This window comes from Streptomyces sp. NPDC045956 (assembly GCF_056430705.1).
In genome coordinates, this window is the sequence record NZ_JBWKKZ010000005.1 from 495569 (window position 1) to 518879 (window position 23311).

18 protein-coding genes and 1 pseudogene are annotated in these 23311 nt (G+C 72.7%); 13 read left to right on the top strand and 6 right to left on the bottom strand.

Annotated features, from left to right (window positions below):
- The first annotated feature begins 122 nt into the window (after window positions 1-122).
- The 5 genes from AC07FV_RS16825 (at window position 123) to AC07FV_RS16845 (ending at window position 8035) form a co-directional block, all read left to right on the top strand.
- Complete coding sequence (locus AC07FV_RS16825; RefSeq protein WP_479087962.1) at window positions 123-1388, top strand: MFS transporter; 1266 nt, start codon at window positions 123-125, stop codon at window positions 1386-1388.
- Window positions 1389-1405: 17 nt separating this feature from the next.
- Window positions 1406-2182 (top strand): SDR family NAD(P)-dependent oxidoreductase, encoded by a 777-nt coding sequence (locus AC07FV_RS16830; protein WP_479087964.1) that lies wholly within the window; start codon window positions 1406-1408, stop codon window positions 2180-2182.
- A gap of 56 nt (window positions 2183-2238) precedes the next feature.
- Entirely contained in the window at window positions 2239-3702 is a 1464-nt protein-coding gene (locus AC07FV_RS16835; protein ID WP_479087966.1) for an FAD-binding oxidoreductase, read from the top strand.
- A gap of 94 nt (window positions 3703-3796) precedes the next feature.
- Window positions 3797-5236, top strand: coding sequence for an FGGY-family carbohydrate kinase (locus AC07FV_RS16840; RefSeq protein WP_479087968.1), 1440 nt, complete (start codon window positions 3797-3799; stop codon window positions 5234-5236).
- A 42-nt stretch (window positions 5237-5278) separates the two neighbouring features.
- Entirely contained in the window at window positions 5279-8035 is a 2757-nt protein-coding gene (locus AC07FV_RS16845; RefSeq protein WP_479087970.1) for a SpoIIE family protein phosphatase, read from the top strand.
- A gap of 13 nt (window positions 8036-8048) precedes the next feature.
- Here AC07FV_RS16845 and AC07FV_RS16850 read toward each other — a convergent pair whose 3' ends face one another.
- The 4 genes from AC07FV_RS16850 to AC07FV_RS16865 all read right to left on the bottom strand — a co-directional run bounded on the left by AC07FV_RS16850 (window position 8049) and on the right by AC07FV_RS16865 (window position 11950).
- Window positions 8049-8813, bottom strand: coding sequence for a DUF1275 family protein (locus AC07FV_RS16850; protein ID WP_479087972.1), 765 nt, complete (start codon window positions 8811-8813; stop codon window positions 8049-8051).
- The gene (locus tag AC07FV_RS16855) at window positions 8810-9874 is read right to left on the bottom strand and encodes an NAD(+)/NADH kinase (RefSeq protein WP_479087974.1); all 1065 of its coding nucleotides are present in this window, start codon (window positions 9872-9874) and stop codon (window positions 8810-8812) included. Before AC07FV_RS16855 ends, AC07FV_RS16850 begins: the two co-directional genes overlap by 4 nt.
- A gap of 323 nt (window positions 9875-10197) precedes the next feature.
- The gene (locus AC07FV_RS16860; RefSeq protein ID WP_479087976.1) at window positions 10198-11166 is read right to left on the bottom strand and encodes a DUF3500 domain-containing protein; all 969 of its coding nucleotides are present in this window, start codon (window positions 11164-11166) and stop codon (window positions 10198-10200) included.
- Between the two features lie 208 nt (window positions 11167-11374).
- The gene (locus tag AC07FV_RS16865) at window positions 11375-11950 is read right to left on the bottom strand and encodes a dihydrofolate reductase family protein (RefSeq protein WP_479087978.1); all 576 of its coding nucleotides are present in this window, start codon (window positions 11948-11950) and stop codon (window positions 11375-11377) included.
- Window positions 11951-12230: 280 nt separating this feature from the next.
- Between AC07FV_RS16865 and AC07FV_RS16870 the strand changes: the two genes are divergently transcribed.
- From AC07FV_RS16870 to meaB, 3 genes are read left to right on the top strand one after another with little or no spacing between them, the layout of a single operon-like run.
- Entirely contained in the window at window positions 12231-14042 is a 1812-nt protein-coding gene (locus tag AC07FV_RS16870) for a methylmalonyl-CoA mutase family protein (RefSeq protein WP_479087980.1), read from the top strand.
- Window positions 14042-16222, top strand: a complete 2181-nt coding sequence (gene scpA / locus AC07FV_RS16875) for a methylmalonyl-CoA mutase (protein WP_479087982.1) — start codon at window positions 14042-14044, stop codon at window positions 16220-16222. The genes AC07FV_RS16870 and scpA overlap by 1 nt, the downstream gene beginning before the upstream one ends.
- 12 nt (window positions 16223-16234) lie before the next feature.
- Entirely contained in the window at window positions 16235-17239 is a 1005-nt protein-coding gene (meaB, locus tag AC07FV_RS16880; RefSeq protein WP_479087984.1) for a methylmalonyl Co-A mutase-associated GTPase MeaB, read from the top strand.
- An 85-nt stretch (window positions 17240-17324) separates the two neighbouring features.
- Here meaB and AC07FV_RS16885 read toward each other — a convergent pair whose 3' ends face one another.
- A complete protein-coding gene (locus tag AC07FV_RS16885) occupies window positions 17325-17978 on the bottom strand; it encodes a TetR/AcrR family transcriptional regulator (protein ID WP_479087986.1) in 654 nt (217 codons plus the stop codon).
- A 283-nt stretch (window positions 17979-18261) separates the two neighbouring features.
- Between AC07FV_RS16885 and AC07FV_RS16890 the strand changes: the two genes are divergently transcribed.
- From AC07FV_RS16890 to AC07FV_RS16905, 4 genes and pseudogenes are all read left to right on the top strand, one after another.
- Window positions 18262-20184, top strand: coding sequence for an RICIN domain-containing protein (locus AC07FV_RS16890; protein WP_479087988.1), 1923 nt, complete (start codon window positions 18262-18264; stop codon window positions 20182-20184).
- Window positions 20185-20415: 231 nt separating this feature from the next.
- The gene (locus AC07FV_RS16895) at window positions 20416-21279 is read left to right on the top strand and encodes an alpha/beta hydrolase (protein WP_479087990.1); all 864 of its coding nucleotides are present in this window, start codon (window positions 20416-20418) and stop codon (window positions 21277-21279) included.
- 119 nt (window positions 21280-21398) lie between these two features.
- Window positions 21399-21678, top strand: a pseudogene (locus AC07FV_RS16900) (LacI family DNA-binding transcriptional regulator); the annotation flags it as partial.
- Between the two features lie 388 nt (window positions 21679-22066).
- Window positions 22067-22441 carry an ATP-binding protein gene (locus AC07FV_RS16905; protein WP_479087992.1) on the top strand — a complete coding sequence of 125 codons (375 nt, stop codon included), beginning with the start codon at window positions 22067-22069 and terminating at the stop codon, window positions 22439-22441.
- Here the strand turns inward: AC07FV_RS16905 and AC07FV_RS16910 are convergent.
- The gene (locus tag AC07FV_RS16910; RefSeq protein ID WP_479087994.1) at window positions 22395-22898 is read right to left on the bottom strand and encodes a ribosomal maturation YjgA family protein; all 504 of its coding nucleotides are present in this window, start codon (window positions 22896-22898) and stop codon (window positions 22395-22397) included. The two genes, AC07FV_RS16905 and AC07FV_RS16910, sit on opposite strands and share 47 nt — an antisense overlap.
- A 191-nt stretch (window positions 22899-23089) precedes the next feature.
- Between AC07FV_RS16910 and AC07FV_RS16915 the strand changes: the two genes are divergently transcribed.
- Window positions 23090-23305: a hypothetical protein gene (locus AC07FV_RS16915; protein ID WP_479087996.1), complete on the top strand. Its 216-nt coding sequence runs from the start codon at window positions 23090-23092 to the stop codon at window positions 23303-23305.
- Window positions 23306-23311 lie beyond the last annotated feature (6 nt).

The window sequence follows — 23311 nt, forward strand, 5'->3', positions numbered from 1 at the left end:
ACCAGAGAACAGTAACCACTCGCTCGTCGAGGGTTGCTGTTCTTTTTTTTGCCCGCTTACTAGCCACAACGAGGTGGACTGTGAACCGAGCCAGGAAATGGACGGGATTTCTGATCCTGTCGATGTCGTGCGGCATCATCTTCCAGGTCGCCTACATCCGCTTCGTCTTCCTCGGCCCGACCGCCGAGGCGCTGCACCTTTCGACGCAGGACTACGGCAACATCATCTCCGTGTTCGGCATCGTGGCGATCGTGATGTACTTCGCGGGCGGCTGGTTCGCCGACAAGTTCTCGCCGAAGACCCTGGTCACCCTGGGTCTGGCCGGGACCGGCGTACTCGACCTGTACATCGCGCAGGCCCCTGGTTACGCCGGGACGCTCATCGCCCACGCACTCATGGCGGTGTTCGGCACCGGCCTCTACTGGCCGGCTCTGCTCAAAGCCATCGGAATGCTGGGCGACGCCTCGGAGCAGGGCCGCCTCTTCGGATTCCTGGAAGGCGCGCGGGGGGTCACCTCGACCCTGATCGGCTTCGTCGGCACCGCCCTCGTGGCCACCGCCGTCACCCAGGCCGCCGGGGTCGCCTGGCTCATCCGGCTCTACGGAATACTCGCCTTCGTGTTCGCCGCGCTCGTCTGGTTCTTCGTGGACAGCGACAAGGAGAAAGTGGCCGCGCTGGATTCCAGCACCGTCACGTTGAAGCAGTTGTGGCGGGCCGCCAGGAACAAGTACACCTGGCTCATCGGGCTCACCGTCATGATGATGTACTGCTTCTACTCCACGCTCGGCTATTTCTCCCCGCTGCTCGAATACCGCTACGGAATCGCGGCCGGCCTGATCGGTGTCATCGGCGTCGTGCGCACGTACGTCTTCCAGTTCGCCGCCGGGCCCGCGGGAGGCGTGATCGTCGACAAGGTCACCCGGTCGACGCCCCGCTTCCTGCGCTGGATGTTCGTGGGGTGCGCGGCCGTCGCCGCGGTGTTCCTGGTCATGCCGCGCAGCCCGGCCCTCGGCGGGGTCGCCGTCGCCCTGATGTTCCTGCTGTGCCTGTTCGTCTTCGCCGGCCGGGGCGTGTACTTCGCCACCGTCGGCGAGGTGGAGATCCCGGCGAACGAGCGCGGCGGCGTCCTCGGCCTGGTCTCCGGGATCGCGTTCCTGCCCGACGCGTTCCTCCCCTCGCTCGCCGCCTGGTGGATCGGCGACCCGTCGGCCAGTCCGGCGGTGCCCGAGCGCGGCGGCGGCTACACGACGATGTTCGTCTTCCTGCTCGCCGCGGCGCTGCTCGGCCTGCTCTTCACCACGCTCACCATCCGTACCCGCCGCAGGGAACTGGCCGCCCGTGCCGAGGCGTCCGCACCGGCTCCCACCGAGCCGGCCCCCGCGATCTGAGGAAGGTCACTCCCCTCATGGACATCACCGAGTTCAACCGCGACTTCTTCTCCCTGGACGGCCGCAACGCCGTCGTCACCGGCGGCAACACCGGGCTCGGCCGGGCCTTCTCGCTGGCCCTCGCCAAGGCGGGCGCCAACGTCTTCGTGCCCTCCGTGACCGAGGACGACGGCACCACCCGCAAGCTGATCGAGGCCGAGGGCCGCCGCATGGAGTTCATGGCGGCCGACCTGACCGAGCCGGGCGTGCCCCGCCGGATCGTCGAGGGCTGCGTGGAGGCCTTCGGATCGGTCGACATCGTGGTGAACTCGGCGGGCATCTGCACCATCGCCGACGTCGAGCAGTTCGGCCGCGAGCAGTGGGACCCGATGATCGACATCAACCTCACGGCCCCGTTCGAGCTGAGCCACGAGGCGATCCGGTTCATGATCCCGCAGCACTCCGGCAAGATCATCAACATCGCCTCGATGTTCTCCTTCCTCGGCGGCCAGTGGTCGCCCGCCTACGCGGCCACCAAGCACGGCATCGTCGGCTTCACCAAGGCGTACTGCGACGAACTCGCCCAGCACAACATCCAGGTCAACGCCATCGCGCCCGGTTACTTCGCGACCAGGATCACCGAGGCGACGCGGGCGAACCCCGAGACCAACCAGCGGGTCCTGGACCACATCCCGGCCGGCCGCTGGGGCGAGGTCGCCGACCTGATGGGCGCGACGGTCTTCCTCGCGTCCCGCGCCTCGGACTACGTGAACGGCCACGTCCTCCCGGTGGACGGGGGCTATCTGGTCCGCTGAGCCCGCCGCCGCAACCGACCGCTCCCCCCACACAGCACACCAAGAGGTAGATCACCATGGCCCAGTCGCTCTCCAAGCTGACCCGCGAAGACATCGTCGCCCGCCTCACCGACCTGCTCACCGCCGAGCAGATCGTCACGGACGGCGAGCAGCTCAGGCTCGCGAGCGTCGACCGGTTCAAGAAGTACCAGTCGGTGCACGGCATCTTCGACGGCCCGATCCCGGCCGCGATCGTCAACGCCCGTTCCACCGAGGACGTGTCGAAGGTCCTGGCCTTCGCCGACGACAACAGGATCAACGTGGTGGCGCGCACCGGCCGCACGGGCACCGAGGGCGGGCTGGAGACCGCCGTCGAGGACACCATCGTGCTCGACGGCTCCGGTCTCGACGAGATCGTCTCGATCGACGCCGAGAACATGCAGGTGACCGTCCAGTGCGGCGTACCGCTTCAGGTCCTCGAGGACAAGCTGCGCGAGCAGGGACTCACGACGGGCCACTCCCCGCAGTCCAAGCCGCTCGCCCAGTACGGCGGGCTCGTCTCGACCCGCTCCATCGGCCAGTTCTCCACGCTGTACGGCGCGATCGAGGACATGGTGGTCGGTCTGGAGGCCGTCTTCCCCGACGGCTCGGTCACCCGGATCAAGAACGTCCCGCGCCGCGCGGCCGGCCCGGACATCCGGCACATCGTCATCGGCAACGAGGGCGCCCTGTGCTACATCACCGAGGTCACCGTCAAGATCTTCAAGTACCAGCCGGAGAACAACGAGTTCCACGGCTTCCTCGTCGACGACATGGCCACCGGCGTCAAGGTCATCCGCGAGGTCGTCACGAACGGCTTCAAGCCCTCGGTCGTCCGCGTCTACTCCCCCGAGGACGCCCGCCAGCACTTCTCCCACTTCTACAAGGAGAAGGTCGTCGTCGTCTTCGTGGCCGAGGGCCCGAAGGGCATCGTGCGGGCCACCAGCGAGGAGATCGAGCGCGTCGTCGCCCAGTACCCCCACGAGAAGGTCGACCCGCGGCTCATCGAGGACTGGTTCGACCACCTCAACTGGGGTGTCGACAAGATCGAGGCCGAGAAGCGGGTCATGCTGGCCAAGGCCGAGCTGGGCTACACCACCGAGGTCTCCGTCGACTGGTCGCGCACCGTCGAGCTGTACGACAACGTGATCCGCCGGATCCGCACCGAGTTCCCGGCCGCCGACGACCTGGTCATGCTGGGCGCCCACTCCTCGCACAGCTACCAGACCGGCACGAACCTCTACTTCGTCTACGACTACAGGATCAACTGCGAGCCGCGGGAGGAGATCGAGAAGTACCACATCCCGCTCAACGCGATCATCGTCGAGGAGGCGCTCAAGGTCGGCGGCTCCATGGTCCACCACCACGGCGTCGGCAAGTACCGTGCCCCCTGGACCGCCCAGGAGCACGGCAGCGCCTACCGGATCCTGTCGAAGCTCAAGGAGGCCTTCGACCCCAACGGGATCATGAACAAGGGCACCATCTTCCCGATGGACGCCTGACCGGCCTCCCCGGCGGGCCCCGGTCGGCTCCCCCACCGACCGGGGCCCCTCCCGCAGACGACACCCGACCCCGCACGACCTCCACGGAGTGGCCATGTCCAGCGCCCGCCCCCGCTACTTCATCGGCATCGACAACGGCTCGCAGTCGTCGAAGGTGACCGTGTTCGACGCCCACGGGCGTGCCGTCAGCGAGGGCCGTGCCGCGCTGCGCCCCTACGACACCCCGCGCCCCGGTGTCGTGGAGCACCCGGACGACGACCTGTGGACGTCGATCGGCGCCGCGAGCCGCGCCGCCCTCGCCGCGTTCGACGGGGACCCGGCGGACATCGTGGGTGTGGGGCTCTGCACCATCCGGTTCTGCCGCGCCCTCCTCAAGGCGGACGGCACACTGGCGCAGCCCGTCATGAGCTGGATGGACGAGCGCGTGGGCCTGCCCCACACGGACACCGACCCCGCGGTCGCACGCGTCACGACCAGCTCCGGCTACATCGGCCACCGGATGACGGGCCGCTTCCGTGACACGGCGGCCAACTACGCGGGCCTGTGGCCCCTCGACCCGGACACCTGGCAGTGGACCGACGACGACGCGCGGATCGCGAAGCTCGGCATGCGGCGGGAACTGCTCTTCGACCTGGTGCAGCCCGGTGACGTCCTCGGCGAGGTCACCGACGCCGCGGCCAGGCACACGGGCATCCCCGCCGGGGTACCCGTGGTCGCCACGGCCAACGACAAGGCGGTCGAGGCGCTGGGGTGCGGACTGCGCACCCCCGACACACTCCTCGTCTCGCTCGGCACGTACGTGGCGGGCATGGCGACGGGCCCCCGCAACGTCTCGGGTGCCACGGACTTCTGGGTCAACTACGCCTCCGTGCCGCGCTCCTACCTGTACGAGTCGGGCGGGGTGCGCCGCGGCATGTGGACGGTCAGCTGGTACCGCGACCTGCTCGGCGAGGAGGTCACCGCGGAGGCGCGCCGGGCCGGCCTGAGCGTGGAGGACCACCTCAACGGCGAGGCGGCGAAGGTGCCGCCGGGAGCCGACGGCCTGATGACCGTACTGGACTGGCTCGCCCCCGGTGAGGCGCCCTTCCGCAAGGGGACGATCCTGGGCTTCGACGGGCGCCACGGGCGCTTCCACATCTACCGGTCGATCCTCGAAGCCCTGGCGATGACGATCCACGACAGCACGGCGCGCATGGCGCGCGAGCTGGGCACCTCCTACCGCGAGGTGATCGTCTCCGGTGGCGGTTCGCGCTCCGACCTGATGATGCAGATCCACGCCGACGTCCACGGCGTCCCGGCCCGCCGCGCCGAGGCGGCCAGCGCGGCGGGGCTGGGCGCGGCGATCTGCGCGGCGGTCGGTGTCGGCGTGTACGCCGGCTTCGAGGAGGCCGTCACCGAGATGGTCCGCCCCGGCGAGGTCTTCCTCCCCGACCCGCGGAACACCGACCTGTACGGCCGCCTGGAGGCGGTGTACCGGGACGTCCGCGAGCACACCGACGCGCTCTACCGCCGCACCCACGCCCTCTTCGGCTGAGTCCCCGGGCGGCTTACCGTCGGACAGTGTTAGAAAGGGTATATGTCTGGGCGTTCCGCTCGATCCCTGCGCGCAGGTCGGCCGCCCGTCGACCTGGCCGGGGAAGGCGAGGGCCCGCACCGCTGGTGGCGGTGGCGCGGACGCAGCGTCGCCGGGCAGGTCCTCTTCCTCCAGGTCGTGCTCGCCGTCCTGCTGATCGTGGCGGCCGCCGTCGGGGTCACCGTACAGACCCGCAACGACACCGAGCTGGACGCGCAGGAGCGGTCACGGGCCGTCGCCACGGCTCTCGCGCGGTCCCCCGGGTTCGTCACCGCGCTGGAGTCGCGGGACCCCACCGCCGCGCTCCAGCCGTACGTGGCCGCGGCCGACGAGGACACCGGGGTGGACTTCGTCGCCGTGATGGGCCCGGACGGCATCCGCTTGGCCGACACCGATCCGCGGCTGATCGGCGAGCGCGCGGACGACGTGCGGCGGGCGGTGACCGAGGGGGCGTTCTCCGAGATCTACGAAGGGGACCCGTCGAACGCGGCCCGGGCGGTCGTGCCGGTCACGGACGGCCAGGGTGCCGTCGTGGGGCTCGTCGCGGCGGGCGTGACCCTGCAGACCGTCGGGGACTCACTGGAGGGGCAGGTCCCGATGATCCTCGTGGCGGGAGCCGGCGCGCTGGTCCTGGCCGTCGGCAGCGCCGCGCTGGTCAGCCGACGGCTGCGGCGGCAGACCCGCGGGATCGGGCCGACCGAGATGACCCGGATGTACGAACACCACGACGCGGTGCTGCACGCCGTCCGCGAGGGGGTGCTCATCGTGAGCGCCGACGGCCGCCTGGTGCTGGCCAACGACGAGGCGCGGCGCCTGCTGGAACTGCCCGAGGACGGCGACGGGCGGCTCGTCACGGAGCTGGGCCTGGACGCCGACATCGTCGACCTCCTCTCCTCCGAACGCTCCGTCACGGACGAGGTGCACCTGGCCGGGGACCGGCTGGTGGCCGTCAACACCCGGCGCACGGCCCCCTACGGCGGGCCCTCGGGCAAGGTGGCGACCCTCCGGGACACCACGGAGCTGCGCGCGCTGGCCGGCACGGCCGAGGTGGCACGCGAGCGGCTGAAGCTGCTGCACGAGGCGGGGATGCGCATCGGCACCACCCTGGACGTCACCCGTACGGCCGAGGAACTGGCGGACGTCGCCGTCCCGCGGTTCGCGGACTTCGCCACCGTGGACCTTTTGGACGCCGTGACGCGCGGTGACGAGCCCACGGGCGCCCCCACGGAGCTGCGCCGCACGGCCCTGCGCGGGGTCCACGAGGAGCATCCGTTCCGCCCGGTGGGGAGCGCCGTCGACCCGGTCGCCGCCCCCGACCTGCCCACCGCCAACGGCCCGGCCGGGGGACGCGCCGTGCTGGAGGCCGACCTGGCCGACGCCCGGCATCGGAACCCGGAGGGCGTGGACCGGGTCCTCGACGCCGGTATCCGCTCCCTGGTCTCCGTACCGCTCCAGGCCCGCGGTGTCCCGCTGGGCCTGGCCCGCTTCTGGCGGACGGAGGGCTCGCCCCTCTTCGATGCGGAGGACGTCACCTTCGCCGAGGAGCTGACCGCCCGCGCCGCCGTCGCCATCGACAACGCCCGCCGGTTCACCCGCGAGCACATGATGGCGGAGGTCCTCCAGCGCAGCCTGCTGCCGCACGTCCTGCCCCACCAGAACGCCGTCGACATCGCCCACCGGTACCTGTCCGCGCAGGCCCGGGTCGGCGGTGACTGGTTCGACGTCATCCCGCTGCCCGGCGCCCGGGTCGCGCTCGTCGTGGGGGACGTGGTCGGGCACGGGATGCACGCCGCGGCGACGATGGGCCGGCTGCGCACCGCCGTGCACAACTTCTCCACCCTGGACCTGCCTCCGGACGAACTCCTCACCCACCTCGACGAGCTGGTCAGCGGCCTGGACCAGGAGGATCCCGACAACCCGGACGGCGAGGGGATCACCGGCGCCACCTGCCTGATCGCGGTCTACGACCCCGTCTCGGGCGTGTGCAGCGTCTCCCGCGCGGGACACCTGGCCCCCGCGCTGGTCCACCCGCAGGGCACCGTGGAGTTCCCCGACGTGCCCGTCGCGCCGCCCCTGGGCCTGGGCGGTCTCCCGTTCGAGTCCACGGAGCTGCACCTGGCCGAGGGCACGAGCATCGTCCTCTACACCGACGGCCTGGTCGAACAGCGGGACCGGGACATCGACGCGGGGCTCGACCTGCTGCGCGGCGCGCTCGCCGACGCGGCCGGCGCCGCCCCGGAGGAGATCTGCGAGGCGGTGTTCGACCGGATGCTGCCCGAGCACCGGCGCGACGACATCGCGCTGCTCGTGGCCCGCACACGGCTCCTGGACCGCTCCCGCGTCGCCGACTGGGACGTCCCCCTCGACCCCGCCGCCGTGGGCACCGTACGCAACGCGTGCAGCCGCCAGCTGTCCGCCTGGGGGCTGGACGAGATGGCGTTCGCCACCGAACTGGTCCTCAGTGAGCTGCTCACCAACGCCATCCGGTACGGATCGGACCCGGTCCACGTGCGGTTGCTGCACGAACGGACCCTGATCTGCGAGGTGTCCGACGGGAGCAGCACCTCCCCGCACCTGCGGCAGGCCGCCATCACGGACGAGGGCGGCCGGGGCCTGTTCCTCGTGGCCCAGCTCGCGCGGCGCTGGGGCACCCGGTACACGCCCACCGGAAAGGTGGTCTGGACCGAGCAGTGCCTGGCCGACCAGCAGGTTCCCGACCTGGCGCTGCTCGCCGGACTGGACGACGTGTCCGAGCTGTGACGGCGCCCCGGCGTCAGCCGGCCGTGCCCCGCTCCCGGCCCGCACGCCCGGCGGCCGGGGCGTGCGGGGCGGCCCGGTCGGTGCGCCAGAGCAGCCAGGCGCCGGTCACCAGGGCGGCCGGGGCCACGGCGGCGACGCCGTGCAGCCACCGCTCCAGCAGGGCGAGTCCGGCGGCGCCCGCCACCAGGAGTCCCACGGTGGCCGGGGCCCGCCACCGCAGGCGCCCCCCGGTCACCGCGTCCGTCACGGCGTGGGTGAGCAGGCCCGTCAGGTAGGCCGTCGGCGCCCGGGCGCCCAGAGCCACCAGGACCCCCGCGTTCTGGCATCCCATCGCCGCGGACAGCAGGACCAGCAGGGCGGTGCGGACCGGGCCGCCGGGGTGGCCGTCCAGCCGGAGCCACCAGGCGGCGACCGCCCAGAGCAGGAGCAGTTCCATGAGCAGGAAGTCCGCCGCCGCGGCTCGCCGGGCCCGCCGGGCACGGGCGGCCGCCCAGCCGCCCGCGGCGGCGCCCACCACGTAACCGAGCACCGCCAGGCCCGCCAGGAGCGCCGGTGCCGCGTCCGCGTGCCCGAGGCCGATCCCGACCAGCGCGGAGTTCGCCGTCACCACGCTGGTGAAGACTCCGCCGAGCGCCAGGAAACCGAGCGCGTTGACCGCACCGGCACTGAAGGTGAGGAGCCGCGCCGCCCACACCTCCCGTCCCGGCCCCGCGCCGGAGCGCCCGGTGCCGTCTCCCGCACCGGTCCGCTCCTCGTCCCGGCGGGGCCGGGGCGTCACGCCCCGGGGGCCGTGGGCAGAGGCAGGGCGAGGTGGGCGAGGTCGCCGGGCGGCGGTGTGCTCACCGGCCACAGCGGGGCCGGGGTGCCGTCGGCGACGGCGGCCGGGGCGTCGGTCAGGCGCATGCGTTCCCGTAGCCGGCCGTAGAAGTCCACGGGTCCGAGCCGCACCGCCCGCAGGCGGCGGGGTGCCGCGTAGACGCCGAGCCAGTCCCCCGGGTCGAGGACGCCGCGCAGTTGCCCGTCGATGCTCACGGCGGCCTGCCCGGACCGTTCCAGGATCCGCAGTCCGACCGGCTCGTCCGGTGCGGCGACCACCGAGCGGTCGAACGTCATGTGCGGGGCGACCGGCGTGAAGACGAGCGCTTCCGCGCGGGGCGAGACGACGGGCCCGCCCGCGGCGAAGCTGTAGGCGGTGGAACCCGTGGGGGTGGCGACCACCAGGGCGTCGGCGGAGTACGAGGCCAGCAGCCGGCCGGAGACGTAGACGCCGACGGAGACCTGCCGGTCCCGCGACAGCTTCTCGAGCACCACGTCGTTGAGGGCGGAGACGTTGAGGGGGATGCCCCACTCGTCGCCGCTCTCGCAGTCGGTGCGGACCCGGGGCGGCGGCAGCAGCGGTCCCCGCCCGTAGCGCAGCAGCGCCTCCATGGCCTCGGGCACCTCCGGACGGCGGGACGCCCGCAGGGTGAGCAGCATGCGGCTCTCCGGGTCGACGTCGCCGTCCCGGACGGCATCGAGGGCGGAGCGCACCGCCGGTGCCGGGATCTCGGTCAGGAACCCGACCCGCCCCAGGTCGACACCGAGGATCAGGGCGTCGTTCTCGGCCGCCAGCCGGGCGCCGCGAAGGAAGGTGCCGTCGCCGCCCAGGGTCACGACGAGGTCCGGGTTCCCCGCCGCCTCCAGCTCCGCCCGCGCGCTGCGCCGGCCGTCGCCGCTCCACACGTCGATGTCGGTGCACCCGACGCCGTTCTCACCGCACCAGTCCCGGACGTCCCGCGCTGCCGCCGCGGCGCCCTCGCGCCCCCCGTGCACCACGAGCCCGACCCGTCCGATCGCCACAACCGTCTCCCTGCGCGCTCGCGAAAAGGTGCCCGGGGTCTGCTGTCCGCTCTGTTCGCCGCGGCCGTCGGTTCCGGCCACCCGGAACCGCATCCACCGGCCCCGGCATCTTCGCCGACCGTCGCGGCTCGACGGGCCGCGACATGCCGGGGCCGGCACAGCCGGTCAGCGGTCCACGGACGGCGTCGGTGCCGGGCCATGGTGTTGCTGAAGCCACCTGTTGAGTCCTTTGCGCCCGTTCGGTGGTTGTACGCCGTTCCCACTTTTCGAGTGTCCGGGCACCGAATCGCCGGCTCCGCAGGCCGGGATGGGTGCGGGCCGCCTCATCCGTGCCGGTCCGTGTAGTGGGCGCGGAGCAGGTCGGCGCCCCAGTCGTGGCGGACGTGCCGCCAGACGGAATGGGCGTGGTTGCCGTCGTCCTGGGTGTTGTCGTACTCGATGAGAAGGTCCGGGCCCCGGACGCAGTAGTAGTGCCGGTCCCCCGGTTCGCGGCCGCCCGCCCACGCGAACGAGAGGGTGTCCAGCCCGTGTGCCACGACCTCGGACCAGCACGCGCGCGCGTACGCCTCGGGCGCCCGGTCGAGGTAGCGGCGCACCAGGCGCTCCACCAGCCGCTGCTGACCGGGCGACATGTCAGCGTGCGCCAGGCCGGCCGGCAGCAGGCCCGGATCGGCGAACGGGTCGTCGCGGGTCAGGATGTCGTCCGGGGGTGCGGCGGCGAAGACGGCCCTCGACCGTCGGCCGGCGTCCAGGTCCGTGACCAGCTCCCGTGCCAGGTCCTCCTCCGGGCCCAGCAGCCGCCACCCGGCCCGAGGGCCGTGCGCGACGCGAGCGGGCTCCGCTCCGACGAAGTGCGGCGTCACCCGCAGCCCTTCGTCCGTGACCAGTACGTGCACGGCGAGGTGATGGCCGTTCATCCGCCAGCCCCAGGGGGCGTCACCGTCCGGGTCCCCGAGCAGGCGCACCCAGTAGCGGTCGGCCCCCGCGGCGCCGACGGTGGCGCGGCGGTGACGCTCCACCTCGATCGCCCCGCGCGCCAGCTCCGCGCCCGGTGCGCTGTGCGCCGCGGTCAGCAGCGCGTCGACGGCCGCGCGTTGCCGGGTGTCGAGGCCCTCGGTGGACAGGCCGGGACGCGGGCCGGGCAGATAGGTCCACTCCCGCAGCTCGGGGGCGTCCAGCCGGGCGGGCCACTCCCGCAGCTCACGTACCTGCTCGGGGTCGAGTACGCGCAGCAGCACGCGTACCGCCTCCCTCATTTCGGCGGCCGTCGCCCGCGATTCCCGCACGTCCACGTCTCTCCTCCCCGTCGGCGCCCGCTGGGACGCTCCCGCGGGGCGGTGGCGCCCCTGGAGCCCCATGGTGCGTCATCCGGAGGTTCGGGGACACCGGATCACCTGGGCGCGCCCTCGCTCGTCCCGGCGTCGGTACGGGTCCTGCGCCGAACCGGTGAGCCGCCGCCACCCTGGCCCGCTTCCGCCGCCTGCGCCCACGCCTCACCGTTCAGTGGAGGGTCGGCCGGTAGACGAGCTCCTGGATGTGACCGTCCAGCGTCCGGTGGTCGACCAGCTCCAGGTCGAAGTCGTCCGCTCCCCCGAAGACCGGGTCGAGCCCGCTCCGGCCGGTGATGACGGGGAACAGCGTGACCTGGACCCGGTCGACCAGGCCGGCGGCCATCAGCGCCCGGTTCATCGACAGGCTGCCGTGCGAGCGCAACGGCACCGGGGACTCCTCCTTGAGCCGGGCGACGACGTCCACGGCGTCGCCCTTCACGACGGTCGCGTCCGGCCAGTCCAGGGGGCCCTCCAGCGTCGTCGAGACCACGGTGGCCGGCAGGTTCCGCATCCGGGTGACCCAGGGGTCGCGTACATCCGACTCCTCGGTGCTCGCGGCCAGCATCTGCGCGAAGGCCCGGTACGTACCGGCCCCGAAGACCATCCGCTGCTCCGGGCCGTACAGGGCGAGACGGTGGTCGAGCAGCTCCGGGCCCTGCTTGCCCCAGTAGCCGGGCCAGTCTCCCCCGGCGGCGCCGTAGCCGTCGAGGCTGGAGAAGACGTCGAAGGTGTAGGTGGTGGTCACGTCGTCTCCTCGGTCGGGGTCCATCGGTGCGGGGGCGGTTCGGCGATCCCTGCGCGTGCGGTGCGGCGACCGTCCCACCCATGAGACCCGGCGGGCCGCCCGAACTCATCGCTGTGCCGGCCGGCGGGCGGCCCCGGCCACTCGAACGGCACAGGCGCCGTGGCCGGGTGCGTACAGCGAGGGGGGCGGGCGCCGACGACGCACGTCACACCGGCGGAGAGAACAACCTCACACCGGTCCGGCCTGCTGCTCGTCTGCCGGCCTGACCTAACATCCGAGCATGACGCTCCTGCCTGACGACGGACTCGCCCTGGCGGCCGAGTTCCCCGACGCGACACACGAGCAGTGGCAGCGCCTGGTGGCCGGTGTGCTGCGCAGGTCGGGCCGGGAGGTTCCGGACGACGAGGCGGAGGACGCCATGTCCACCGCGCTCCAGGACGGACTGCGGGCCCGTCCGCTCTACTCCGCGCGCGACGAGGCGCCGGGCCCCGGCCTGCCGGGCTTCCCTCCCTTCGTGCGCGGCAGCCGCCCCGAGGGCAGTGCCGTAGGCGGCTGGGACGTGCGCCAGCGGCACGCGTCGGCCGACCCGGCGGCGGTCCTGACCGACCTGGAGAACGGCGTCACCTCCCTGTGGCTGACCGTCGGCGGGTCCGCCGGCATACCCGTCACCGCGCTCGACCGCGCCCTCGACGGCGTCCACCTCGATCTGGCCCCGGTGGTCCTGGAGGCGGGCGACGCGTTCGAGCCGGCCACGCGGGAGTTGCTGCGGCTGTACGAGGAGCGGGGCGTTGCCGCGGACGCCGCGCGCGGGAACCTGGGGGGCGACCCGCTGGGGCACGAGGCCCGCTCCGGAAGGCCGTACGACGGCGGTGCCGTGACCGAGGCGGCCAGGCTGTGCGCTGCGCGCCACCCGGGGCTTCGAGCGCTGACCGTCGACGCGCTGCCGTACCACGAGGCCGGCGCCTCCGCGGCTCAGGAGCTGGGCTGTTCCCTGGCGACGGGCCTGGCCTACCTGCGGGAGCTGACCGCGGCCGGACTGGAGACGGCCGAGGCACTGGCGCAGCTGGAGTTCCGGTACGCCGCGACCGCCGACCAGTTCCTGACCATCGCCAAGCTGCGCGCGGCTCGGCGCCTGTGGGCTCGGGTGGCCGAGGTCTGCGGGGCGCCCCGGGCGGGCGCGCAGCTCCAGCACGCGGTGACCTCGCCGGTGATGATGACGCGCCGCGACCCGTGGGTGAACATGCTGCGCACCACGGTCGCCGCCCTGGCCGCCGGAGTCGGGGGCGCCGAGGCCGTGACCGTGCTGCCCTTCGACGACGCGCTCGGCCTGCCGGACGCCTTCGCCCGGCGTGTCGCCCGCAACACCTCCACCATCCTGATCGAGGAGTCGCACCTGTCCCGGGTCATCGATCCGGCGGGCGGCTCCTGGTACGTGGAACGGCTCACCGACGAACTGGCGCACGCCGCTTGGACGTTCTTCCAGGAGATCGAGCGGGCCGGCGGGCAGGCGGCCGCGCTGCGCTCCGGGACGGTGGGCGAACGGCTGGCGAAGACGTGGGCGGAGCGCAGCAGGCAGCTGGCGAAGCGGCGGGAGCCGGTCACCGGGGTCAGCGAGTTCCCGCACCTGGCCGAGAAGCCGGTGGTGCGCGCGCCCGCGCCCGAGCCGCCCACCGGAGGTCTGCCCCGGGTGCGGCGGGACGAGGCGTTCGAGGAGTTGCGCGCCCGCTCCGACGCCCATCTGGCCGCGACGGGCTCCCGTCCGCGCGTCTTTCTGGCCGCGCTCGGCCCGGCCGCCGCGCACACCGCCCGGCTCGCCTTCGCCGCCAACCTCTTCCAGGCGGGCGGCATCGAGGCCGTCGCGGAGGGCGGCTTCGAGGGCAGCGGCGCGCGGGAGGTGTGCCTGTGTTCGAGCGACGCGCTGTACGCGGAGCAGGCCGGGGACACGGCCGCCGCGTTGCGGGAGGCGGGCGCCGAGCACGTGTTCCTGGCGGGCCGCCCCGGACCGTACACGGGCGTGGACACGTATGTGTTCGCCGGCTGTGACGTGGTCGCCGTGCTGTCGGCGACCCTCGACCGCATGGGAGTGTCCTGATGTCCATCCCCGACTTCTCGGCGATCGAGCTGGGCACTGTGCCCTCCGCCGGCGCCGGCTTCGACGAGTGGCGTGCGGCCGTGAAGCAGGCCGCCGACGGTGACGACCTCCTGTGGGAGACGCCGGAGGGGATCACGGTCAAGCCGCTGTACACCGGGGAGGACCTGGAGGGCCTGGACTTCCTGGACACCTACCCGGGCGTCGCGCCGTACCTGCGGGGCCCGTACCCGACGATGTACGTCAACCAGCCCTGGACCGTCCGCCAGTACGCGGGCTTCTCGACGGCGGAGGAGTCCAACGCCTTCTACCGGCGCAACCTGGCGGCCGGGCAGAAGGGCCTGTCCGTCGCCTTCGACCTGCCCACGCACCGGGGTTATGACAGCGACCACCCGCGGGTGACGGGTGACGTCGGCATGGCGGGAGTGGCGATCGACTCGATCTACGACATGCGGCAGCTCTTCGAGGGCATCCCGCTGGACCGGATGAGCGTGTCGATGACGATGAACGGTGCGGTGCTGCCGGTGCTGGCGCTGTACATCGTCGCCGCCGAGGAGCAGGGTGTGCCACCGGAGAAACTGGCGGGGACCATCCAGAACGACATCCTCAAGGAGTTCATGGTCCGCAACACCTACATCTATCCGCCGAAGCCGTCGATGCGGATCATCTCCGACATCTTCGCGTACACCTCGAAGCGGATGCCCCGCTACAACTCGATCTCCATCTCCGGCTACCACATCCAGGAGGCCGGGGCGACGGCCGACCTGGAGCTGGCGTACACCCTCGCCGACGGGGTGGAGTACCTGCGCGCCGGGCGGCAGGCGGGCCTGGACGTGGACGCGTTCGCGCCGCGGCTGTCGTTCTTCTGGGCGATCGGCATGAACTTCTTCATGGAGATCGCCAAGCTGCGCGCGGCGCGCCTGCTGTGGGCGAAGCTGGTCGGGCAGTTCGACCCGCAGAATCCCAAGTCCCTTTCCCTGCGCACCCATTCGCAGACCTCCGGCTGGTCACTGACCGCGCAGGACGTGTTCAACAACGTCACCCGCACCTGCGTGGAGGCGATGGCCGCCACCCAGGGACACACCCAGTCACTGCACACCAACGCCCTCGACGAGGCACTCGCGCTGCCCACCGACTTCTCCGCCCGCATCGCCCGCAACACCCAGCTGCTGCTCCAGCAGGAGTCCGGCACGACACGGGTGATCGACCCCTGGGGCGGCAGCGCGTACGTGGAGAAGCTGACGTACGACCTGGCCCGGCGGGCCTGGCAGCACATCCAGGAGGTCGAGGCGGCGGGCGGCATGGCCCGGGCCATCGACGCGGGCATCCCCAAGCTGCGGGTCGAGGAGGCTGCCGCCCGCACCCAGGCACGCATCGACTCCGGGCGGCAGCCGGTGATCGGCGTGAACAAGTACCGGGTGGAGTCCGACGAGCAGATCGAGGTGCTCAAGGTGGACAACTCCTCGGTACGCGCCCAGCAGATCGCCAAGCTGCGGCGGCTGCGCGAGGAGCGGGACGAGAGCGCCTGCCGGGACGCCCTGGATGCCCTCACCCGGGCCGCCGGCGGCGGGGACAACCTGCTGGAACTGGCGGTACGGGCGGCCCGCGCGAAAGCGACCGTCGGAGAGATCAGCGACGCCCTGGAGAAGGTCTACGGACGCCACGCGGGCCAGATCCGTACGATCTCGGGTGTGTACCGCAACGAGACGGGCGAGTCACCGGCCGTGGAACGCACCCGGGCGGTGGTGGAGGCCTTCGCCGACAAGGAGGGCCGCAGGCCGCGCATCCTGGTCGCCAAGATGGGCCAGGACGGCCACGACCGCGGCCAGAAGGTGATCGCCACCGCCTTCGCCGACCTCGGCTTCGACGTGGACGTCGGCCCGCTGTTCCAGACCCCGGCCGAGGTCGCCCGTCAGGCCGTCGAGGCGGACGTGCACATCGTCGGGGTGTCGTCCCTGGCGGCCGGGCACCTCACGCTCGTCCCGGCGCTGCGCGAGGCGCTCGCCGAGGAGGGACGGGAGGACATCATGGTCGTGGTCGGCGGGGTGATCCCGCCGCAGGACGTGCCGGCCCTGCTGGAGATGGGCGCGGCCGCGGTCTTCCCCCCGGGCACCGTGATCCCCGACGCGGCCCGTGACCTGGTGCGGCGGCTGGCGTCCGACCTCGGACTCGGCGAGCTGTGAGCCGGTGACCTGATGGCTCCCGATCTCGACGCATACGTCGAGGGCGTCCTCGGCGGCAGACGCGCGGTCGTCGCCCGGGCGATCACCCTCGTCGAGTCCACCCGCCCCCAGCACCGCACACTCGCCCAGCAATTGCTGACCCGGCTGACGCCACACGCCGGCAGGGCCCGGCGGATCGGGATCAGCGGCGTACCGGGCGTGGGCAAGTCGACGTTCATCGACGCCTTCGGCACGATGCTGACCGGTCTGGGGCACCGGGTCGCCGTCCTCGCCGTCGACCCCTCGTCGAGCCGCACCGGCGGCTCCATCCTCGGCGACAAGACCAGGATGGAACGCCTGGCCGTCGACCCGGCCGCGTTCGTCCGCCCCTCCCCCACCGCGGGCACCCTGGGCGGGGTGGCGAAGGCGACCCGCGAGTCGATCGTGGTGATGGAGGCCGCCGGCTACGACGTCGTCCTCGTGGAGACGGTCGGGGTCGGCCAGTCCGAGACGGCCGTCGCGGACATGGTCGACTCCTTCCTGCTGCTCACCCTGGCCCGCACCGGGGACCAGTTGCAGGGCATCAAGAAGGGCGTGCTGGAACTGGCCGACGTCATCGCCGTCAACAAGGCCGACGGCCCGCACGAACGCGACGCCCGTACGGCGGCCCGCGAACTGGCCGGTGCCCTGCGGCTCATGCACGGCCAGGACGCCTTCTGGACGCCCCCGGTGCTCAGTTGCAGCGCGCGCGAGTCGGCCGGGCTCGACGCCGTCTGGGAACGACTGGAGCAGCACCGCACGCTGCTCGACACCACCGGCCGCCTCGCCGCCAAGCGCCGCACGCAGCAGGTCGACTGGGTCTGGGCCATGGTCCGCGACGAGTTGCTGGGCCGCCTGCACGCCGACCCGGACGTGCGCGCTCTCGCCCCGCAGCTCGAAGAGCGGGTCAGGGAGGGTGAGCTGACGGCGACGCTGGCCGCGGAACGCATCCTGGACGCTTTCACGGGCGACGCGGCCTCCCCCTCGGCTCCCGCCTGACGTCGCCGGTCCCGCGCCGCCGCGGAGTCACGCGCCGTCCGGCCCTCCCGGGGACGCCGGGCCCCGCCCCGGGCCGGACGGCCGTTCAGGACGAGAAGCGGCCGGGCGCCAGCGTGGCGAGGAGCGAGGTGATCACCAGGTCCGTCGAAGCGGCCATGGCGACCGAGTCGGGGTCCAGCAGCCACTGGACCTGGAGACCGTCCATGACGGCGATGATCGCGTTCGCCGCGTCGTGCGCACGGGCCGCGTCGGCCTCTCCGAGGTCGCAGGCCGCGGTCAGCGCGTCGGTGACGAAGGCCCGCAGGCCGGTGTACCGGTCGCGGAAGTACGGCTGTGCGGGGTGGTCGTCGGTGACGGACTCGGCCGACAGGACGGCGTAGAGCCGGACGATGCCCTCCCGTTCGGCGTTGCGCAGGGCCGTGTCGACGAGGTGGCGCAGGAAGTCGAGGCCCTGGGGGCGCTCGGTGCCCAGTTGCTCGATGTCCCCCTGGTCGCGCCGTTCGAGGACGCTGGTGAGCAGCAGCGCCTTGGAGCGGAAGTAGTGGAGGACGCCGGCCTGGGTCAGACCCGCGCGGTCGGCGATCTCCGCGAGGGAGGCGTTGTGGTAGCCCCGGGCGGCGAAGGTGTCCGTGGCGATGTTCAGGATGTCCTGCTGCCGCCGGCGTGCTGCGGGGCTGCGCGGTGTGCGGGGCTTCGCCACGGGGCCGCGCGCGGGTCTGCCCACTGATCGGTCGCTCACGTGCGACAGCCTACGATCCACCCCCGCCGTCACGAGACGAAGATCCCGGACCATCACCCTGTATGTGACCCACATCACTTACTAAGTGTTTAGTAGGTGTGCTTTCATGGCGCCGTCCTTCCGTCGGAGGTCCGCCTTCCGGCCGGGACGACCGCATGCCCTGCCCGAGGAGTCACGCCTGGGCCGGGGCCGCTCCTCCGCACAGCGAGTCCGCGCCGCTCCCGCCACGCCGTTCCGCCCGGCCGGTATCCCCGCGTACCACCGAAACGAAGGAGAGCCGCACATGCCGACCCGTACGAGAGCCCGTTCACCCAGAGCGCTTCTCCGGCGCGCCCGTGCCCCGCGAGTCCGGACCACCGCCGTCGCCCTGGCCCTCGCCGGGCTGGGCCTCGGCATAGGCCCGACCGGCACCACGGCGGCCCGGGCCGCCGACCCCGTGGCACAGGTGTGGGTCACCACACCGGACGGCGCCAAGCGGCTCACGGCCGAGGGCGACGTCCCCTTCACCGGCACCCCGCAGACCGTCGACATACGCGTCGACGCCGGCACCAGGGGCCAGCGGTTCACCGGCGCGGGAGCCTCCGTGACGGGCGCGTCGGCCCGCCTCGTCCAGAGCCTCCCCCAGGCCAGGCGCACCGAGCTGATGCGAGCCCTGTTCTCCCCGGCGGGCGACGGCATCGGCCTCACCTACCTGCGCCAACCGCTGGGCAGCACGGACTTCGACGCGACGCACGACCCGTACTCCTACGAGGACACCCCCGGCCGGTTCTCCATCGACCGGGACCGGGCCGAGATCATCCCCGTCCTCGAACAGGCCACCGCCGTCAACCCGTCGATCCGCTTCATGGGGTCGCCCTGGTCCCCGCCGGCGTGGATGAAGACCGGCGGCTCCCTCAACGGCGGCAGCCTCCGGCCGGAGCACTACCCGGCGTACGCCGACTACCTGGTCAAGGCGATCAAGGCCTATCAGCAGGAGGGCATCACCCTCACCGATCTCACGGTGCAGAACGAACCGGAGTTCGCGACCAGTTACCCGTCGATGTCGATGACGTCGGCGCAGCAGGCCGAGTTCCTGCGGGTCCTCGACCCGAAACTGACGGCGGCCGGGCTGCCGACGAACATCCTCGCCTTCGACCACAACTGGGACCACCCGGACTATCCGCTCGACGTCTTCTCCCGCACGGCGGGCATCAGCCGGGTGATCGGTGCCGCCTTCCACTGCTACGGCGGGCAGGTCTCCGCCCAGCAGCAGGTCCGCGACGCCGGCAAGCGCGTCTTCTTCACCGAGTGTTCCGGTACCGACAGCGCCGACGCCTCCGCGACGTTCGGCGACACCCTGCGCTGGCACGCCGAGAACCTCGTCGTGCAGAACTTCCGCAGCGGCGGCGAGACGGTCCTCACGTGGAATCTCGCACTGGACCGGAACGGCGGCCCGCACCAGGGCCACTGCACGAACCGGTGCAACGGCGTGGTGGAGATCGCGGGCGGCGGTGTGACCCGTAACGCCGAGTACTACGTGCTCGGTCACGTGAGCAAGTTCGTGGAGGTCGGCGCCACCCGCATCGGCTCCGCGAGCCAGGGCGCCGGAGGCGTGCAGAACGTCGCCTTCCAGAACCCCGACGGCTCCCGTGTCGCCTACGTGGTCAACACCGCCGCGAACGATCGACGTTTCTCCCTCACCGACGGCGGCAGGTCGCTCACCTACACCCTGCCGGCCGGGGCGGTCGCCACCTTCGTGTGGAACGGCACCGGCGGCGAGCCCACCGGGCCGATCGATCCGAACGCCTGGTACCGGGTCGTCAACGCGGGCAGCGGCGCGTGCCTGGACGCCGCCGACTGGGGCACCGCCGACGGGACGGCCCTTCAGCAGTGGGCGTGCGGGACCGGCGCCAACCAGTCCTGGCAGCTGCGTCCCACCGGCGCCGGCCACTACCAGGTCGTCAACCGCCACAACGGCAAGGCGTGGGACGTCGACGGCGGGTCCGGCGCGCATGCCGACGGCACCCGCGTCCACCTCTGGTCGTACGTGGGCGGCACCAACCAGCAGTGGCGGCCGGAGCCCCTCGCCTCGGACCGGTACCGCTTCGTCGCCCGGCACAGCGGCAAGTGCCTGAGCGTGGACAACGCCTCCACGGCCGACGGGGCGCGCCTGTCCCAGCAGCCCTGCTCCGGTTCCGCGGCCCAGGCGTTCACGCTCAGCCGCTGATCCTTCCTCCCCTCGAACGGTCCACTCCCGCACCCGGCGGGGCCCGGTGCGTCGACCGGGCCCCGCTCCGTTCCGCCCCGCACCGGTCGCCGGCGTGACCTTCGCCGGACCGGCTGTCCAGGGACGCAAGCGGAGCCGCAGAGACCGGTTGCGCCGCTGATCTTTCGCTGCGTAGGGTCCGTTGATCCATCGGGCAGCCGTTCGCTGCCCCGCCCTGAGAGTGGGTAGACCATGCAGCCGACGTTCGTCCTCGTACACGGCGCCTTCGCGAATTCCTTCTCCTTCGCACCCCTTCAGGCCGAACTGGGTCTGCTGGGGCACCGTTCCGTCGCCGTGGACCTCCCCGGCCACGGCTTCGCGGCGAGTTACTCGCACGCCTACCAGGCACCGCAGGACGCCGAAGGTCTCGCGACCGCGCCGGGTTCCCTGAAGGGGGTCACGCTCGCCGACAACGCCGCGCACGTGATCAGTGTCCTGGAGCGGGCCAAGGAGCACGGGCCGGTGATCCTGGTCGCGCACAGCCGGGGCGGCATCACGGCCACGGCCGTGGCCAACGCGCGCCCGGACCTCATCGACCGCATCGTCTACGTCGCCGCCTGGTGTCCGGTCCGTCTGGACGTGAACGACTACTACGCCGAGCCGGAGATGGCCTCGGTGGACGCCGCCTCGGTCGGCCTGGCGATGGCCGGGAACCCTGCGGAACTCGGGCTGCTGCGCGTCAACTTCCGCACCGCGGACCGTGACGCCCTCGCGGCGCTCAAGGCCGCCTTCCTCGCCGACGGCACCGAGGAGGAGTTCCTGACCTTCCTGAACACCTTCCAGCCCGACGAGAACCTCGACGTCGGCGGTGCCGACGACCGGGCGCAGGCGGCGACCTGGGGCAGCGTCCCGAAGACCTTCGTGCGTCTGGCGGACGACGCGAGCATGCCCCCCGTGATGCAGGACCGGCTGATCCGCGAGGGCGACGAACTGACGCCGGAGAACCCGTACGACGTGCGGACCCTCGCGGGCAGCCATCTGAAGTGGCTGGTCGACCCGGCGCCGTCGGCCCGTGTACTGGGGGAACTGGCCGCGCTCACGACCGGGACCGTCTGACCGCGCGAGGTACCGGGAGGCGCACGGCCCGGCGACGGCACCGGTGCGCGCGGGTGCCCGCCGGGTCGGGGAAGATGGTGGCGCCCACCCTCTCCCGCCGGCGAGGAGAGTCCGCGCGGATGCCGGCTTCCGCCCCCGGCCCGGGACAGCCGACCGTCGCCGACGTCGCTCGCGTCGCGGGGGTCTCGCGCACGACCGTGTCCCACGCGCTCAACGGACTCGGCAAGGCCACCCGCCGGACCCGGGAGCGCGTCCGGCGGGCGGCCTCGGAGCTGGGCTACCGCCCCGGTCCCCGGGCGCGCCGCCTGCGCCGCGGACAGGCGAAGGACGATCGCGCTCGCGTCCTCCATGCCGTTCGCGGTGGCGGGCGGTCCCTCACGGCTCGGGTTCTCCCTGGAGGGTGAGGTGGTGGGCGTCGACGAATCCGGGCGTCAGCAGGTGGCCGGGCAGGCGCACGGCGCGCGCGTGCGGATGCCTGCCGCGCAGTTCCCGGCCGGCCCGACGTCCCCGAAGAGTCCGCCGTCGACCACCACGGCCCACCCGTCGGCGGGCCCTCGGGCAGCAGTACGGCGTCCGGTGCGAGCTGAAGCCTGCCGGGGCCGCGGAGAACCCCTCGGTCGAATGTCTTCGCCCCGCTTCGTGGACATCGCCGCTTCGATCCGCCCACCGGGGGTAATCGCGACGCAGTGAAGTCGAGCCGGGATGGGGACCGCAGTGGATGACCGGGATGGGGACCGCAGTGGATGATTCGTCGCTACGGGCAGTGGGGTGGGCGCGTTCGCTGCCGATGCAGACCGGGCCGAAGTCGGCACGTGACTGGGCGCACAAGCACCTGGAGACCCTCGACTGGACGACCGGTGCCCCCGAGACGGTGGACGCCGTGCTGCTCACGGTGTCCGAACTGGTCACGAACGCGCACGTGCACGCCCGGTCGCACGCTCAGCTGGTGATGACCTGGGACGGCAGCTGCCTGCATGTGGCCGTCCACGACGCCTCCAGCACGCTGCCGCGCGCTCGGCCGCCGAGCGAGGAACGCCTCGGCGGGCGGGGGATGTTCCTCGTCGACGCCCTGGCCGACAGCTGGGAGGCGCATCCCTGCCCGGACGGCAAGACGGTCATCGCCTGCTTCCGTCCTCCGTCGGTGGCGGCGGACCCCCACTGACCTCCGTCTCGCGCAGCGGGTGGCGCGCACCCGGTCGGTCCGGGCGGGCGACGCGGCGCGCCAGGTGTCCGGCCGACCAGCCGACCGCCGCGCCGACCGCGTACCAGAACAGGTCGGGTGCGTTGAAGGTGGAGCCCAGGACCAGGCGGGCCGCCGTGCTCCGCCGGGACAGCTCCGCCGGGAGCTCGCTCAGTTGCAGGAACTCGACACCCCAGCTCACGGCCAGGGCGATGGCGGCGGCCCGCGGCGCCGTGACGCGGGGAGCGACCAGGACGACGAGGGTGAGCAGCAGCAGGGTGTACAGGGCGTCTCCGCCGTACTTGGCCACCTCCCCCTCCGCCGCGGCCCTGAGTCCCAGCCCGGCGGCGACGGTCGACGCGGCGGCCACCGCGGCCACCGCACGCGTACGGAGCAGGACGCCGTCGGCGTCGGCGCGGGGGCCGGCAGGGTGGACCATGCGGTCATTGTGCTGGACGCCCCGGCCAGGGCCGCCCGGCGGTCCGCCGGCGGGTGGCCGCCGGCAGGTCCCCGCGTCGGGTGCGCTGCGCCCAAAAGGGTGGCCGGAGGCCGTGTCGAACGGTCGCCGTGGGACCGGTTGGCCATCCTGGGCCGGTACCGGCGCCCATCCCCCACCCTAGGAGCACGGTCATGCCCACGGATTCTGTCGGACGCTTCCTGGCGGCTCTGGACCCGGACCACCGGGAAGCCGTCCGTGCCCGGTCCCGCGAGGAGCAGGAGCGCCTGGCGGAGGAGTGGGAGCGGGAGCTCCGGGCGGACACGGACCTCGACACCCTCGACGAGTTGTCCCCCTCGGCGGCGGAGGGCGAGGCGGCCCGACGGGTCATGGGGACGGAGCGCGACTGAGGGCCC

Coding starts and splice junctions, on each gene's coding strand:
- AC07FV_RS16825 (WP_479087962.1), top strand. CDS start 123: ATGTCGTGCGGCATCATCTTCCAGGTCGCCTACATCCGCTTCGTCTTC.
- AC07FV_RS16830 (WP_479087964.1), top strand. CDS start 1,406: ATGGACATCACCGAGTTCAACCGCGACTTCTTCTCCCTGGACGGCCGC.
- AC07FV_RS16835 (WP_479087966.1), top strand. CDS start 2,239: ATGGCCCAGTCGCTCTCCAAGCTGACCCGCGAAGACATCGTCGCCCGC.
- AC07FV_RS16840 (WP_479087968.1), top strand. CDS start 3,797: ATGTCCAGCGCCCGCCCCCGCTACTTCATCGGCATCGACAACGGCTCG.
- AC07FV_RS16845 (WP_479087970.1), top strand. CDS start 5,279: ATGTCTGGGCGTTCCGCTCGATCCCTGCGCGCAGGTCGGCCGCCCGTC.
- AC07FV_RS16870 (WP_479087980.1), top strand. CDS start 12,231: ATGACGCTCCTGCCTGACGACGGACTCGCCCTGGCGGCCGAGTTCCCC.
- scpA (WP_479087982.1), top strand. CDS start 14,042: ATGTCCATCCCCGACTTCTCGGCGATCGAGCTGGGCACTGTGCCCTCC.
- meaB (WP_479087984.1), top strand. CDS start 16,235: ATGGCTCCCGATCTCGACGCATACGTCGAGGGCGTCCTCGGCGGCAGA.
- AC07FV_RS16890 (WP_479087988.1), top strand. CDS start 18,262: ATGCCGACCCGTACGAGAGCCCGTTCACCCAGAGCGCTTCTCCGGCGC.
- AC07FV_RS16895 (WP_479087990.1), top strand. CDS start 20,416: ATGCAGCCGACGTTCGTCCTCGTACACGGCGCCTTCGCGAATTCCTTC.
- AC07FV_RS16905 (WP_479087992.1), top strand. CDS start 22,067: ATGCAGACCGGGCCGAAGTCGGCACGTGACTGGGCGCACAAGCACCTG.
- AC07FV_RS16910 (WP_479087994.1), bottom strand. CDS start 22,898: ATGGTCCACCCTGCCGGCCCCCGCGCCGACGCCGACGGCGTCCTGCTC.
- AC07FV_RS16915 (WP_479087996.1), top strand. CDS start 23,090: ATGCCCACGGATTCTGTCGGACGCTTCCTGGCGGCTCTGGACCCGGAC.